Below are 14,483 nucleotides of genomic sequence, written 5' to 3'. Positions count from 1 at the left end.
GCGGCGATGAACCCTCCGACCCGGTTCGGGCGCGGTTCGAGTGGTTTCACCTTGGTGGAGATGCTGGTGGTGATGGTACTGCTGGGACTGCTCAGCACGATTGCCCTCCCCTCGCTTCACCGGTGGCAACAGGCCTTGCAGGCTCGCAGCGAGGCCGCGCTGGTGATCGAATCACTGCGGGCCCAGGCCTTCCGCGCCGGCGCTTCCCAACTCGAATTGGCTCTCAGGCCGGAGAGTTTCCAGGAGAAGCCGGCGCCAGGCCTGGTGCAGGTCAAGCTTCCGCCGGGCTGGACCCTGCGTCGCATGGTGCCGGCGAGCTTCCTGCCCAACGGGCTGTGCCGTCCTGGCCTGCTGGCCTTCACCACCTCGCAGGGAAGTCACGAACTGCTGCTCATCGAAGGCCCCATCTGCAAGTTCAGCTGGCAGAAAGATCTCAGCGTGGCCGAGCCATGAATCGCAAGCTTCCGCGCGGGAATCCCCCCAGCCAGGGCGGCTTCAGCATGATCGAGGTGCTGGCCGCCATGGTCATCTTCAGCTCCAGTGCCGTGGTGCTGTTCTCCTGGCTCGGCCAGACCTCCGATCGCCTGTCCAAACTGCAGGTCGAGCAACAGCGGCTGTTCGCCGAGCTCGATGCCCTGGAGTACATCAAGGGACTGAACCCCATGGCCCAACCTGAGGGCGAGGTGAGGATCGGCGAGCAGCGGATCCGATGGTCCAGCAAGGCGGTCGGTGACGCCCTGCCCACCAAGGCGCCGTCCGGCGGCGTGGGCGTCTATGTCGTTCAGCTCTTCAGTGTGAAGGTGACAAGCTTCGCCCCAAACTCTCAATCCGACCAGACGATCCACCTGATCGGCTGGAAGCAGACGCAAGATGCCCGCCGTGAGCTGCCCTTCGACCTCCGCTGATCGCCACCAGGCGGGCCTGACGCTGGTGGAGCTGCTGGTCTCCATGGTGATCCTCAGCCTGGTGATGGTCCTTGTCTCCCAGGCCCTGTTCCAGGCCGCCAAGGTGGCGCAGGTGGCCGAGTCGGCCAGCGCGCAACTGCATTCCCGCTGGGGCCAGGGCTGGGCGGCGCGAGATCTGCTGAGCAATGTGGCCGCGCCGCCGGAAGGGGGCGAGAAGCCGTTCGTGGGCGACGCCAAGTCGATCAGCGCCTACAGCCTGCAGCCGCTGGATCGACAGGTCTTCGGCCCCATGAAGTTCACCTTGGAGATCCAGCCGGACAGCGTCGCCGCAAGCGCCCCCAAGTCCATGTTGCTGCGCTACACCGCCGGCGACGCGCGACCTGGCGACATGGCAGCGAAGACTGAGACGGTCGCCCGCCTGCCCCTGAAGGTGGAGTTCGCCTATCTCGATGCCCGGGGGCAGTGGCTGGAAGCCTGGCCACCCCTGATCGACAAGAGCAAGACGACGCAGGAGCAGGCCTTGCCGCGCGGCGTCGTGATCCGCGAATCCGAATCCAAGCGTCTCATCGCCATCTACCGCTACCTGGGACCGCAGGGCAGTGCCCGCCCTCAGGAACGCATGTTCTGGGAGAACCAATGAAGCAGCGTGGGTTTGCGCTGGCGGTGGTGCTATGGGTGCTGGCCGGTCTGGCCGTGGTGGCGGCCACCGTTGCCAGCCTGACGCATGACAGCGCCAAGAGCATCCAGCAACTGAGGCAGCGGGTCACCACCGAACGAGCAGTGATCGACACCCGAGCCAGGCTCTCCCTGCTGATGGCTACCGGCGCCCCGACGACCCACAGCTATTTCAGTCCCGGTGGCGTGCTGTTCGCAGACGGCAGGCCTCTTGCCGTCACCGATGGCCATGCCGTGGAAGTCCAGGACCTCAGCGGCCTGGTGAACCTGACCAAGCCCGAGCATCGCCGACTGACCCAAGTCCTGCTGGCCTGCGGCGCCAAGGAAGACCAGGTGGCCAGCCTGATCGATGCGCTGGAGGACTATCAGGATGTGGACCACAACAAGCGGCTGAACGGGGCCGAAGCTCAGGAATACCGGGACGCCAAGGCGCCACCGCCCAGGGACAACCCGCTGATGAGCGCTGACGAACTCTGGCGCGTCATGGGCTTCGGATCGATCAAGGCCAGCTGGGAGAAGGCCCGGTGCGGTGATCTGGTCACCGTCCACGGGGAAGGGATCTTCAATCGCAACACCGCACCCGCAGAGCTGCTGGTCGCGGATGGCATGGACCTGGCCACGGCACGCGCCTATGTGCAAAGCCGCCGCGACGGCCTGGCCGACCCGCTCTCCCAGGAAAGAAGGAGCAACGACAAGTCCAATATCTTCGCCTGGGAAGGCACCAGCTACGTCGGCCCGGTGGCGCGGGTGCGCCACCATCTCCAGTCAGTAGAATGGTGCCCCTCATACGTGCTCGAACTCAACACCACGCAGCCCGGCGGCCCTGTGCTGGTGAAGGAACCCCTGGCCGAGACCTGCGAACCGCTCAAGTCCAAACCGCTGCACTCCCTGCCGCCCCCGGTATTTGTTCGCAAGGACAACGACTCAAACAGCCCCGATGCTCCGCCCCGTCTACCATTTAGCCTTCGATGACGCCCAGCGCGTGCGACTGCAGGCCACAGGACTCAAGGCCTGGATGCCAACGCTGCTGATCCCCCGGCAGCTCTGTGTCTTCGAGAGCCTGCCGTGTGCGGGTCTTGCCTGGCGCGAGCAGCAGCGTTTCGCCACCGCGCAGGCCAGGCGCCTGGCTCCTTTCGCTTCCACCGGCAGCTCGGCTGTGATCAGGAAGGGCCGCCTCATGCTCTGGCTGTGGGACAGCCAGGAACTGCAACAGCTGCTCGAGCCCTTGAAGCTGAAGATCGGTGACTGGCGCCTCGTGGCCGAGTGCGTCTACGGCGAGGCCCCTCAGGGCCAGGGCGAACAGCGGCGCAGTTGCATGAACGGCGAGGACCTCTGGCAGGTCGAGCAGCAGTCGGTGGTCGGCAGCATCTGGCGGGCAAGCACCCAAGGTCATGCCGTCACCCGCGGACCGTGGGGACGCAACCTCACGCCCCAGGTCGGCGCGGGCCCACAGAAGGAAGCCCGAAGCTGGCGCGTGAAGCCCGTCGTGCTCGCGAACGCCGCCATGGCTGCGCTCACGCTGTCGACCATGGGCTACCTCGGCTTCAATGCGGGCCGGTACTGGAGTCTGGAGGGGGAGGTGGCACGTCTCGAGGCCGAGGCCGATCAGGCGGACAACCGCATCGTGCAGCTCAGCCATATCGGCTCCGAAGCCCGGAAGGAGGCGGAGTGGCTCGACCAATACCGCCAGCTGGCGTCCAGCATCCAAGTCAACCGGCTCCTGGAGGCCATACAGCCGCTGTTGGAGCGCCATGGCGTGGTGATCAGCGAGTTCGAGCTGAGGGATCAGCACCTGCGCCTGCAACTGGTCACCGCCGCTGGCGACATCGACCTGCCCGCCCTGCTGGACTCCTTCATTCACCTGAGCGGCGTCGCAGACGTCCAGCTACGGGATAGCAACGAGCTGACCTCTGTCACGCTGGCCATGCAACTGCCGGGATACCGCCGGCTGATGGGTCCTGCCTCTGAGGCCGTCCATGAGTGATCCCTCGAAATTCCAGATGACGCCCCGGGCCGCCGCACTGATCGGCATGGTGCTGGCCATTCTCTGCTGGTGGAAGGCAGACGAGCTCGAGGCGACGCTTCAAGGCCTGAGCACGCGTGCCGTCCAGGCCCAGAAGCGCATCGAGCGCGCCACGCCAGAAGCGCTCGCGCAGCGCCAGCAGGAGGCGCGCTCCCTGGCCGAACTCCGGGAACGGACGCTGGCCTCGCTGAGGACCAATGAGAACCAGCACATGACGCGGGCACGGCTCATCTACGACCTGCGGCAGAAATGCGATGCGGTGCCCGTGACTTGCCAGGTTCGACTCGCCGATCTGGCGGAGTCGCTGAAGACCGTGAAAAGCGCGCCGACCGGCGCTGACAACGCACCAGCCTCCCTGGACGCCCTAGGTGTCGGCCGAGCCCGCGCGGTGCTCACGACGACCTTCAAGGCCGGGGAGCTGGATGCCTTGCTCGACCTGTTCAACACGGATGCCTCCGCCCAGTGGCGCATCAACGGGCTGGTGATCCGCAACAACACCGTTGAGCTGGACGTCGAACGCCTGGTCCTGACCTCAGACATGGCAGGGAGCCAGCCATGAGTGCTGTCAACGCCAACAATCCGGCGGCCGCCCGCGTGAGCTGGCCGCTGATCCTCCTGGCCACGGCCGGGCTGGTGGTCGTGGTGTCCCTTTATGCGGGATACCGTTCGGGCCAGATCGTCCAGGCAGCGAGTGGCGCAGCGGACGGCAAGCCGACGGCGCCTGCGGCACCCCAGGAGAGCGGCGGTCCGTCGACCGACAAGGAGCGGGCCAATGCCGCGCCCGAGCTGGCCTGGCCCAGGTGGGCTTTCCAGCTGAAGGACCCACTGCCGGAACGCCAGCCGCCGCTGACGCCCCCCCCCTGGCGCATCCTCGGCGCCACGATGACACAGGGCACCTGGAACCTGCTAATCCTGCGGGAAGGCAAGGCCGAGACCGAGTATTTCAAGGTCGGCGACAAGCTCCCCGGCAATTACCTCATTACCGCCATCTCGGAAGAAGACGTGACCCTGAAGCACGGCAAGCGTGAGATGGTGCTTGCTTACATCGGAACTCCATGAATCGTTTTCAGCCAACCCTGACGCTCCTCGCCAGTGCCTTGATGCTGAGCGCCTGCAGTCTTCCCCGCATGCCAGGTGCGCTCAACTTCCCCAAGGATGCACCGAGCACGACCAGCGCAGGAACCAGCACGAGCCCAAATCAGACGTCCACAGAACCGCAGCGCATGCAGATCGGGGCACTGCCCCCGGCCTTGACGCCGCAGCGGCAGTCGGTGAGCGTCACCCCGGCCAGCAGCAATCCGGCCGACGGGAAGGCTGCCGACGAGGAGGTCAGCATCGCGATCGAGCAGACGCCCCTGCCCATGTTCGTGCAGATCCTGTATGGCAATGTGCTGAAGCGCCCCTATTCGATGGATGCTGCGGTGAGCGCACGCACGGACCCGGTCACGTTCAAGTCCTCCAAGCCCCTGAGCAAGCGACGCCTCAACGAGCTGTCCGCCAACCTGCTGAGAAGCTATGGCCTGGGCGTCGAGGACCTGGACGGTGTCATCCGCGTCACGGCCCAAGGCAACGCAGGGGTCAACAGCACCCGTCTGACGGTGGGACGGCAGGTGCCCGAGAACACCAGCGGCCTGAGCCAGGTCCACCAGTACGTGGAACTGGAGTACGTCAGGAACTCGGAAATGGTGCAGTGGCTGCGCCAGATCCTCGGCCAGCGCTTGCAGCTCCAGGAAGACAACGCGCGCAATGCCTTCCTGCTCAGTGGCAGTGCCACGGAAATCCGTGCGGCCATCACCCTCATCGAGAGCTTCGACCAGCCCCGCATGCGCGGCAAGGTCTCCGCCCGGCTCAACCCCGCCTACGTCAGCCCGGTCGATCTGGCCAACCGCCTCAACGACATGCTCAATGCACAGGGCATCGCGGCGAGCCAGAACGTGACCACGGGACAGGCGACCGTTCTGCTCATCCCCATGCAGGGCACGGGCAGTGTGTTCGCCTTCGCCACTTCGCAGGCCCTGCTGGACCATACGCTGCGCTGGGCCATGGAGCTCGACAAGCCCAATCCTACCGGCACCAATCTGCGCGGCGGCTTGTTCACCTACCCGGTCAAGTACGCAGACGCCCAGGCCCTGGCCCAGACGCTGGGGGACGTGCTGTCCTCAGGGAACACCAGCACAGTGGCGCCCGCCCAGGCGAACGTTGCAGGCGGTTCAGCCGCCACGCCGGCGACCCGGACCTTCGGCCGCGTCACCGTCAACAACGCCACCAACACGCTGATCATCAAGGGCACGAGTGCCGACGAGCAGCAGCAGATCCTCGACCTGCTGCGTGAGCTGGACCGCCCGGCCAAGTCAGCCTGGATCGAGGTGCTTATCGCGGAAGTGACCTCCGAGGCCAAGGATGAGCTCGGCGTCGACTGGTCCGGCAACACGGCCGGGGTCGGCGTCAAGGGCCCGCTCAAGTCCGGCGGTCTGACTGGGAGCGGACTGAACCTGTCCTACGTCAACAGTGCCAGCACCTTGCTGGCCAGGCTCAATGCGCTGTCCACGCAGGGCAAGAGCCGCATCGTGTCCTATCCGCGGGTGCTGGCCCGCAACGGCGAAACCGCATCCATCCGGGTGGGCCGGGAAGTTCCTGTTGTGACCAGTGTGCAGAGCACAGGGGTGACAAGCGGGACCAACGGAGGCCAGTTGGGGGTGCTGCAGCAGATCCAGTACCGGTCGACGGGTGTGATCCTGCAGGTCCGGCCCGTGATCAACTCAGGGAATCGCCTCGACCTGGAAGTCACCCAGGAGGTCAGCTCCGCGATCCCGACCACCACCGGCGTGACCTCGACGCCTACCATCACCAACCGCCACATCGAGACCAAGCTTTCCCTGCGCGATGGCTCCTCGGTGCTGCTGGGCGGCCTGATCCAGCGCAATGACAACACGAGCTCGGGCGGTCTTCCGGGCGTCAAGGACATCCCCATCTTCGGCGGCCTCTTCGGCAATTGGTCCAAGAGCTCCGACGACACCGAGCTGCTGGTCATGATCACGCCGTATGTGGTCAATGACGACTTCGAGGCCGAGCAGCTGGCGGAGTCGGTACGCTCCACCTTCGGAAAGTGGGCCCAGGAGCTGTCGCTGTCCCGCGTGGTCAAGGAGCGGCCGGCGGTGACGCCTGCCCCGACACCCGCGGAGCGCACGCCTCAGCTCGAGGTGCCGCAGTACGTGCCGTCGCAGACCCTGCCCCAGCCGCAGACCCGCGCGCCGGCCAGCCGCCCGATCGAAGGTCCGCCGGATGACAGCGGCATCATCTCGAGCAAGCCTCTGCAGGTCGCCCCCGCTCCTTCCGTGTCCACGGAAGCACCCAAGCCGGGTGAGAAGCCTCCCGCCGAAGGCAGCGCCAGCAAGCCGACGGCGCCTGCACCCGGTCCGGCAGTGACCTTGCCCGGCGGCGTCAAGGGCAATCAGGTGACAGATCCTGCGGTGCTCGACGAGATCAAGAAGCTGATCAAGCAGAAGTAAGCCGGCGAGTGTGGGGCGGGGCACTTACGACGTCCCGCTGCGGCCTGCCGTTCGGACGTTGCGTTCAAAGAGGGGGCGCCGCGTGGCCGGCGCCCCTCAGCGGCGCGCAGAGCGCCACCAGACTGCGGCGACCGTCCGCCACACCCACCGCAAATCCCCCCCCAGGCTGGCCGACTCCACATAGTCCACCATCAGCGCCAGTTTGGCGGGCAGGATCTCCTCCACATAGGTGCGCTCCGGGTCCGCGCTGGCGGCCAGCAGCTCGCTCTCGTTGCGAAAGGCCAGCGAGGCGGGATCCGTGATGCCAGGCCGCACCGAGAGCACGATCTCCCGCAGCGCCGGAGGGTACAGGGCCACGTAGCGCGGCACCTCGGGCCGGGGCCCGACCAGGCTCATCGCGCCGCGCAGCACGTCCCACAGCTGCGGCAGTTCGTCCAGCTTGCTGCGCCGGATGAAGCGGCCGGAAGCGGTGATGCGCGGGTCCTCGCCGATGGTGATCTGCGGCCCCAGCGCCGGCGCGTCCACCCGCATGCTGCGGAACTTGTGGATGCGGAAGGGCCGGCCAAAACGCCCCACACGCTCCTGGCGGAACATCACCGGGCCGGGCGAATCCCACTTGATCCACAGCGCCACGAACAGCAGCAACGGGGACAGCAGCAACAGCCCCAGCGCGGAGGCCAGGATGTCGAAGAGGCGCTTGGCCATGAACTGCCCTCGCCGGCTTCAGCGCAGCGAGATCTCGCGCACGGCAGAGATCACGCGCTGGACGTCGGCATCCGTCATGGCCGTGTACAGCGGGATGCTGAAGGTGCGCTCGTAGGCCTTCTGCGAATGCGGGAACTGCTCCGGCGTGAGCTGGTAGCGCTCACGCCAGTAGGGCTGCTGGTGCAGCGGGATGTAGTGCACGCTGCAGCCGATGCCGCGGGCGAACATCTGCTCGATGAAGGCGTCGCGCTCCACCGCGCATTCGTCGGCCAGGCGCAGCACATAGAGGTGCCACGAGTGCGTGTCCCCTTCGATGGGCTGAGGCGGCAGGATGAGCGGCAGGTCCGCGAAGGCCTCGTTGTAGGCCTGGGCGATCTGCTCGCGCCGCGCCTGGAAGCCCCTCAGGCGCTTGAGCTGGTGCAGGCCCAGGGCCGCGGCGATGTCGGTCAGGTTGTACTTGAAGCCCGGCGCCACGATCTCGTAATACCAGCTGGGCACCTTGGCGGTGAAGCGGTCGAAGGCGTCGCGGTTGATGCCATGCAGGCGCATGACCTTGGCGCGTGCCGCGATCTTCGGGTTGCGGGTGACCAGCATGCCGCCCTCGCCCGTGGTCATGGTCTTGTTGGCGTAGAAGCTGAACACCGTGGCGTCGCTGCCCATGGTGCCGATCAACTCCTTCTCCAGCGTGGTGGGCAGGGCATGCGCGGCGTCCTCGACCACGCGCAGGCCGTGCTTGCGGGCGATGTCCAGGATGGCCAGCATGTCGGCCGCCAGCCCGGCGTAGTGCACGGGCACGATGGCTTTCGTTCGAGGCGTGATGGCGGCTTCGATGAGGGCCGGGTCGATGTTGAGCGTGGCCGGGTCGATGTCCACCAGCACCACGTCGGCGCCCAGGTAGCGCACCACCTCGGCGGTGGCGGTGAAGGTGTGGGTGGTCGTGATGACCTCGTCCCCCGGGCCCACGCCGATGGCCTCCAGCGCCAGGTGCAGGCCGGCGGTGGCGGAATTGACAGCAATGCACTCGATCTCGGGCTCGCCGAGGAACTCGGTGAAGGCCTGCTCGAACCTGCGGGCCTTGGGGCCGGTGGTCACCCAGCCGGAGCGCAGGGTGTCCACGACCTCGGCGATCTCCTCCTCGCCGATCTCTGGCAGCGCGAAGGGCAGGAATGGCAGGTCGGTACCCTGGGGAGCGGACATGGTGGCGGTCTTTCGAAACGGGGGATCGGTGGGAATTGTCGGCGAGCGCGACTCAGGGCGCGCCGGCGGCGCGCAGCGCATCGATGAAGCGCTGCGCCAGCACCGGGTAGGTGTGCTGGGCCAGCACGAAGGCACGGCCGCGTTCGCCCATGGCCGTGCGCTCGGCAGCGCTCAGGGCCAGCAGGCGCTGCACGCCGGCGGCCACGGCGGCCGGGTCCTCGGGCGGCACGGTGAGGCCGGCGCCGGCCTCCGCGACCGGGTCGTTGCCCGCCTCCACCGAGTGGAGCACCACGCGGCGCGCCATCAGGTAGTCCATCAGCTTGTTGGGCGCGATGCCGAAGCGGTAGATGGGCGTGCGCTGCCAGCCGATGTAGGCGATGTCGAAGAGCCCCAGCAGCGCAGGGATCTGGCGCTTCGGGATGGGCGGGAAGAAGCGCACGTGGCGCAGGCCCTCGGCCTCGACACGGGCCTGCAGGCGCTCGCGCTCATGGCCGTCGCCCACCAGCACCAGGGACACCGGCGCCGACTGCAGCAGGCGCGCGGCGTCCAGCAGCACGTCCAGCGCGTTGGGCAGGCCCATGGAGCCGGCATAGCCGAGCACCTGGCGGCCCGCGGCGCGCTCGGTGGCGATATGGGCGGCGATGGCGGCGTCCACGGGCTCCTGGCGCGACTCGTCCCACTCGTCCAGCGTGATGCCGTTGGGCACGATGTGCAGCTTCTTCAGGTCCAGGCCAAGCGCGGCCATGTGCTGCTGCACCTTGGGCAGCATGGAGACGACCACGTCGGCATCGCGGTAGGCCTCGTCCTCGGCCTTCTGGCACAGCATCGCGAACGGGTGGCGGGGCGACATGCCGGACAGTTCGATGGGAGACAGCGGCCAGAGGTCATGCACCTCGTAGACCAGCTTGGCCTTGGCGGCACGGGCCACGCGGCGGGCCACCCAGACGTCCATGGGATAGGTGCTGGAGGCGATGACCGCATCGGGCTGGAAATCGCGGGCGAGGATGTCGGCGTCCTTCCAGACCTGGCGGCAGAAGGACCAGATGTTGCGCACCCGGCCCAGGCCGTTGCCCTGGTAGGCCGGTGTGGGGTACCAGCAGTAGGAGACGCCCTCGATCTGCTGCGGCCCCACGCGCGGCTGGGTGCTGCGCACATGCGAGTGCGAGGCGGCCAGGATCAGCACCTGGTGGCCGGCGCGCACCCATTCGCGCGCCAGATAGAAGGGCCGGTATTCCATGCCGTGCTCGGGCGAGCCGGCGTAATGGTTGATCAGGAGAATGCGCATGGAAGGAGATCAGCGTGCCGGCGCGTCCAGCGCCTTCAGACGGTCGACGAAACGGCGCACGGCCGGCGGGAACAGGGCATGGCGGGCCACCCACTCGCGGTTGACGGCCCCGACGGACTCCCCCTCCACGAGCAGCGTCTCCAGGCGGTCCAGCAAGACCTGACCCTCGGCTTCGGCGCCCTTGGCCAGCAGCAGGCCACGCTGGCCATCCGCCAGCAGCTCGCGGTTGGCCGGCAGCTCGGACAGCAGGGGCAGGCACTCGTGGGCCAGGGCCTCCAGGACCGAGACCGAGACCGAGTCGCTCGCCGGCAGGCTCAGGAACCAGCGGGCGCGGGCGTAGTGCACGCCTTGCGCCTTGGGGTCGAGCCGGCCGACGAACTCCACGCGGTCGTCCAGGCCCAGGGTCTTCGCCTGGGCCTCCAGCGCGCCGCGAAGGCTGCCGTCATTGGCCATCACGAGTCGAGCCTCTGGCTTGAGCCGGGCGATGGCGGCGAAGGTGGCCAGCACGCGATCGGGGCGGTAGAGGGGCTCCAGGCCACGATTGCTGAAGAACAGCCAGGGCTGCTTGCGCACGTTCTGCTTGGGCAGGGCCTCCAGCCCGAAAGGGAAGGTCATGACCTCGCCCGCGCCCAGCTCGTGCATGCGGGCGCTCATGTGCTGCGAGTCCGAGGTGCACAGCGTGCAGGCCCGCAGCACGCGCGACGTCAGCCAACGGTAGGCCCAGCCCTGCTGCGGCGTCACCAGGATGTCGCTGCCCCAGGCCGATCCGGCGATCTTCGCGCGCAGCCGCCAGCCCGTCTTCGCGGCCCAGGCCAGGGTGCCGTGCGAGGTGAGGTAGTGCGGGAGCAGCCAGTCGGCATCGACCTGTGCCAGCCAGTGGCCCAGCCGCGGCAACGTCTTGAGCACGGCCACATTGCCGCCGGCATGGCGCGGATCGGTGCCCAGCACCAGGCGGCACTCGGCCGGCACGAGGGCCTCGAAGGCCGGCGTGAAACCGCGCGAGGAGGCCGCATGCAGATGCAGGCCCGGCACCGCGGACAGGGCACGCGCCCACTTGAGCAGGTGCGGGCTTTCGCCATCACCGATCAGGACCAGCTTCACGCGCGGGCTCCTTGCTGCAGGGAAGTCGGGGAAGGCACGCCGCCACGCCAGATCCAGGCCAGCAGCGCCACGAAATAGAAGGGCAGCAGCAGCGAAACCGCACCCAGCGCCTCGCGCAAGGCACCGCCCTGCCCCAGCACCAGGCCCAGGGCCGCGATGTACAGGGCATTGCCGGCCAGGCTGAAGACCAGGGCACCGGCCTGGCGGCCCGTCACCATGGGGGCCACCGTCAGCGGCGCCGCGATGAAATGCGCGGCCACGTAGGGCGCGAACCAGCGGGCCAGCTCGCCGGACACCCGCCACTGATCGCCCAGCAGCCAGGCGAAGAGCGCGGGGCCCGTGATCATCAGCAGCACCATGCCCGGCAGAGCCAGCCCGGCCAGGGCCCAGAGGCTGCGGCGCAGGCGCGGACGCAGGCTCTGCCCACTGCGCCAGTCCGCCGCCAGCGTGGACAGCAGGACCTCGGAAAGCGCCCCGCCGATCAGGCTGGCGGGCGCCTTCACCAGGCGCACCATCACCGCGTAGTAGCCTGCCGCCGCGGCACCCGCCCAGGCGGTGATGAAGGCCAGCACGACGGTCTCCTGCAGTGCATTGACGAAGGCATGCGGGCTGTTGATCAAGGGGAACTGGCGCTGCCGCTCGGCCACGCGGCGCAGGTGCCGCACATGGCGCTGACCGGCGACAAGCGTGCGAGAACGCCGCCAGCGCAGGCGAAGCCCTCCGGCCTGCAGCCACAGCGGCGCCAGCATGCTGCTCAGCAGCTGCGCCACGACCAGGGCTGAGGCGGTGGTCCAGCCCGCCAGCATGGCCAGCCCCTGCGCGACGGCCAGGCCGCCCTGCTGCAGGACGCGCGACTGCCCGATCAGACCGAAGCGCCCCTGGCGATTGGCCCACAGCGTCATCGCCTGCTGAAGGCCGGCCAGCGCCACCACGGGGCCCAGGGCCAGCAGGGCCGGGTTCAGCGCGGACAGCCCGGCCCAGCGCCCGTCCAGCGCGGGGGCGCCCATGATCAGGCCCAGGCTGAGCGCCATCGAGAGCAGGCCCGTCAGGCCAGCGATCCACAGGGCCAGCTCCAGCAGCAGGGCGGCCTCGCCCATCCGGCGCGGCAGCAGCACGGCGTACTCATAGCGCAGATTGGCCACCGTCGCCAGATTGGCCGCCAGCGCCGCGAAGAGGGCCCAGTGCCCCAGGGCTTCGGGACCGAACTGGCGCGTCAGCAGGGGTGCCATCAGCAGGGGGATGGCCTGACTGAGGGCCGCGGCAGAGGCCAGCTGCGCGAAGCGTTGACGCAGGCTCATGCGGCCGCCCCCCGGGCCAGGGCGCGCAGGCCCTGCTGCTGGCGCGGCGAAAGATCGGCATGCAGGCCCAGCGGCAGGTTCAGCACCGCGCGGGCCGCCGCCTCGCCCTGCGGGCAGGCGCCGGCCTCGTAGCCGTAGCGCAGGCTGCCCGCCGGGTGCACCACGTCGTCGAACCAGACGCCGGGCACGATGTCCAGGGCCACGAGGCCGCGCATCACGGCGGCACGCTGCGCCGCATCGTCGATGCGCACGGGATAGCGCAGCAGCACCTCGCCCTCGCGATGCAGGGGCAGCGTCCAGCCCGGGGCGCCGGCCAGCAGGGCGTCGTAGGTCCGGGCCTGGCGGCGGCGCGTGGCCCACAGGGCCTCGGCACGCCGTGCCTGCTGCAGACCCAGGGCGGCGGACCAGGGGTGCAGGCCCAAGGCATAGTCAGGCGCAGAGGCGCCGCTGAGCTCGCTGTCGGGCGTGCGGGCCACCACGCCGGCCGCGCGGGCCGGCAGGCGCAGCACGGCGCTCAGGCCCCGCATCAGGCCCCCCGGCAGGGACTGCCCGAGCCGGTGCCAGACCAGGGTCAGGACTTGCCGCAAGACCTGACCCCGCTTCGGCACGCGCAACGCCGGCAGGCGCCGGGCCAGGCGCGCGCGCAGTGACACGTCGTTCAGCACGAGCGCACCGCCGATGCCCGTGGTGAGGGGCTTGGAGTACTCGAAGCTGAAGAAGGCCGCCTGCGCGCGGGTGCCGGCCATGCGGCCTTCGGCGTCGCGGCTGCCCCAGGCATGGGCCGCATCCTCCACGAAGACCACCGAGGGAAAGCGCTCGCGCAGCGTCTCGATGCCGTCCATGCACAGGCCGAAGTTGTGAGGCAGCACCACCAGGGCCGTGCGCGGCGTGATGGCCTGGGCGATGGCCTCGGCGGCGGGGTTCCAGCTGCCCGGGGCGATGTCCACGTAGCGGACCGGCAGGCCCAGGTGCAGGAAGACGTTGGGCACGACGACGCAGGTGTAACCCGGCAGCAGCACCTCCGCATCCGGAGGCAGCGCAAGGCCCGCCACCAGGGCATGCAGGGCGCTGCGACCGCTGCCGAACAGGCTCACTCGGGCGGCGTCCAGCCCCAGGCTGGCGGCGAAGGCGGTGCGGAACTTCAGCAGCGAGGCCTCGCTGTCGAGCAGGGCCTGCAGCGTCGCCGTGAGGAAGTCCCACCAGCGCAGCGCGCCGGTGACATGGCCCTTCATGCGGACAGCCCTTCTGCGCCGCCCAGGCGACGCAGCGCGCGCGCTGGTGCGCCGCCGTAGAGCCAGCCCGAGGCCAGGCGCCCGCTGACCACGGCATGAGCGGCCACGGCGACGCGGTCCTCGATCACCGAGCCCGGCAGGACCGTCACGCGGGCTCCGATGAAGACATTGCTGCCAATGCGCACCTCCGCCCGGCGGTACTGCTGGCGGAACAGGCCTGCGCCCTGCACGTCATTGGATTCGCAGAACAGCATCAGACCGGGGCCGATGGCGACGTCGTCGCCGATCAGCAGTTGCTGCGCGCCCACGAGCAGATAGCCGCCCGGCGCCAGATGGCTGTCACGACCGATGCGGAAGCGCCCGCCCGCCGTGGCCAGGATCTGCACGCCGCGGTACAGGATGCTGCGCTCGCCGATCGCGCAGCCCTCGCCATGGCGCAGGCGGACGCCCGGGTGCACCTGCGCGCCGGCACCCACAGCCAGGCCCAGCAGGCCCAGCCAGCGGGCGCGCACGCGGGCACGCAGGGCATCGAGGCGGTAGCCCAGCAGCATGG

The 14,483-nt window shown here is 68.8% G+C and carries 15 protein-coding genes; 8 read left to right on the top strand and 7 right to left on the bottom strand.

Annotated elements, in window-relative coordinates:
- The first annotated feature begins 6 nt into the window (after positions 1-6).
- The 8 genes from ABDJ40_RS04605 to ABDJ40_RS04570 all read left to right on the top strand — a co-directional run bounded on the left by ABDJ40_RS04605 (position 7) and on the right by ABDJ40_RS04570 (position 7,112).
- Positions 7-453 carry a prepilin-type N-terminal cleavage/methylation domain-containing protein gene (locus ABDJ40_RS04605; protein WP_347606646.1) on the top strand — a complete coding sequence of 149 codons (447 nt, stop codon included), beginning with the start codon at positions 7-9 and terminating at the stop codon, positions 451-453.
- The gene (locus ABDJ40_RS04600) at positions 450-905 is read left to right on the top strand and encodes a PulJ/GspJ family protein (protein ID WP_347606643.1); all 456 of its coding nucleotides are present in this window, start codon (positions 450-452) and stop codon (positions 903-905) included. The genes ABDJ40_RS04605 and ABDJ40_RS04600 overlap by 4 nt, the downstream gene beginning before the upstream one ends.
- Positions 880-1,545, top strand: a complete 666-nt coding sequence (locus tag ABDJ40_RS04595) for a prepilin-type N-terminal cleavage/methylation domain-containing protein (protein ID WP_347606640.1) — start codon at positions 880-882, stop codon at positions 1,543-1,545. The genes ABDJ40_RS04600 and ABDJ40_RS04595 overlap by 26 nt, the downstream gene beginning before the upstream one ends.
- Positions 1,542-2,552 carry a type II secretion system minor pseudopilin gene (locus tag ABDJ40_RS04590; RefSeq protein WP_347606638.1) on the top strand — a complete coding sequence of 337 codons (1,011 nt, stop codon included), beginning with the start codon at positions 1,542-1,544 and terminating at the stop codon, positions 2,550-2,552. The genes ABDJ40_RS04595 and ABDJ40_RS04590 overlap by 4 nt, the downstream gene beginning before the upstream one ends.
- Complete coding sequence (locus tag ABDJ40_RS04585; RefSeq protein WP_347606635.1) at positions 2,518-3,564, top strand: hypothetical protein; 1,047 nt, start codon at positions 2,518-2,520, stop codon at positions 3,562-3,564. The genes ABDJ40_RS04590 and ABDJ40_RS04585 overlap by 35 nt, the downstream gene beginning before the upstream one ends.
- Positions 3,565-3,580: 16 nt before the next feature.
- Positions 3,581-4,162 (top strand): hypothetical protein, encoded by a 582-nt coding sequence (locus ABDJ40_RS04580; RefSeq protein ID WP_347606632.1) that lies wholly within the window; start codon positions 3,581-3,583, stop codon positions 4,160-4,162.
- Positions 4,159-4,662 (top strand): hypothetical protein, encoded by a 504-nt coding sequence (locus tag ABDJ40_RS04575; RefSeq protein WP_347606629.1) that lies wholly within the window; start codon positions 4,159-4,161, stop codon positions 4,660-4,662. Before ABDJ40_RS04580 ends, ABDJ40_RS04575 begins: the two co-directional genes overlap by 4 nt.
- A 164-nt stretch (positions 4,663-4,826) precedes the next feature.
- The gene (locus ABDJ40_RS04570) at positions 4,827-7,112 is read left to right on the top strand and encodes a secretin N-terminal domain-containing protein (protein ID WP_347606626.1); all 2,286 of its coding nucleotides are present in this window, start codon (positions 4,827-4,829) and stop codon (positions 7,110-7,112) included.
- 96 nt (positions 7,113-7,208) lie between these two features.
- Here the strand turns inward: ABDJ40_RS04570 and ABDJ40_RS04565 are convergent, their stop codons facing one another.
- From ABDJ40_RS04565 to ABDJ40_RS04535, 7 genes are read right to left on the bottom strand one after another with little or no spacing between them, the layout of a single operon-like run.
- Positions 7,209-7,817, bottom strand: coding sequence for a sugar transferase (locus ABDJ40_RS04565; RefSeq protein ID WP_347606623.1), 609 nt, complete (start codon positions 7,815-7,817; stop codon positions 7,209-7,211).
- Positions 7,818-7,835: 18 nt separating this feature from the next.
- Positions 7,836-9,014, bottom strand: a complete 1,179-nt coding sequence (locus tag ABDJ40_RS04560; protein ID WP_347606620.1) for a DegT/DnrJ/EryC1/StrS family aminotransferase — start codon at positions 9,012-9,014, stop codon at positions 7,836-7,838.
- 52 nt (positions 9,015-9,066) lie between these two features.
- Entirely contained in the window at positions 9,067-10,299 is a 1,233-nt protein-coding gene (locus ABDJ40_RS04555; protein WP_347606617.1) for a glycosyltransferase family 4 protein, read from the bottom strand.
- A gap of 9 nt (positions 10,300-10,308) precedes the next feature.
- Positions 10,309-11,400, bottom strand: coding sequence for a glycosyltransferase (locus ABDJ40_RS04550; protein ID WP_347606614.1), 1,092 nt, complete (start codon positions 11,398-11,400; stop codon positions 10,309-10,311).
- Positions 11,397-12,698: a lipopolysaccharide biosynthesis protein gene (locus tag ABDJ40_RS04545; protein ID WP_347606611.1), complete on the bottom strand. Its 1,302-nt coding sequence runs from the start codon at positions 12,696-12,698 to the stop codon at positions 11,397-11,399. Before ABDJ40_RS04545 ends, ABDJ40_RS04550 begins: the two co-directional genes overlap by 4 nt.
- A complete protein-coding gene (locus ABDJ40_RS04540; RefSeq protein ID WP_347606608.1) occupies positions 12,695-13,930 on the bottom strand; it encodes a DegT/DnrJ/EryC1/StrS family aminotransferase in 1,236 nt (411 codons plus the stop codon). The genes ABDJ40_RS04545 and ABDJ40_RS04540 overlap by 4 nt, the downstream gene beginning before the upstream one ends.
- A complete protein-coding gene (locus ABDJ40_RS04535; protein WP_347606605.1) occupies positions 13,927-14,481 on the bottom strand; it encodes an acyltransferase in 555 nt (184 codons plus the stop codon). Before ABDJ40_RS04535 ends, ABDJ40_RS04540 begins: the two co-directional genes overlap by 4 nt.
- Positions 14,482-14,483: the final 2 nt, after the last annotated feature.

Source organism: Roseateles flavus, from assembly GCF_039872765.1.
GTDB lineage: Bacteria > Pseudomonadota > Gammaproteobacteria > Burkholderiales > Burkholderiaceae_C > Roseateles_B > Roseateles_B flavus.
Note: the sequence above shows the minus strand (reverse complement) of the source record. Positions and strands in the feature narration are given on the sequence as shown.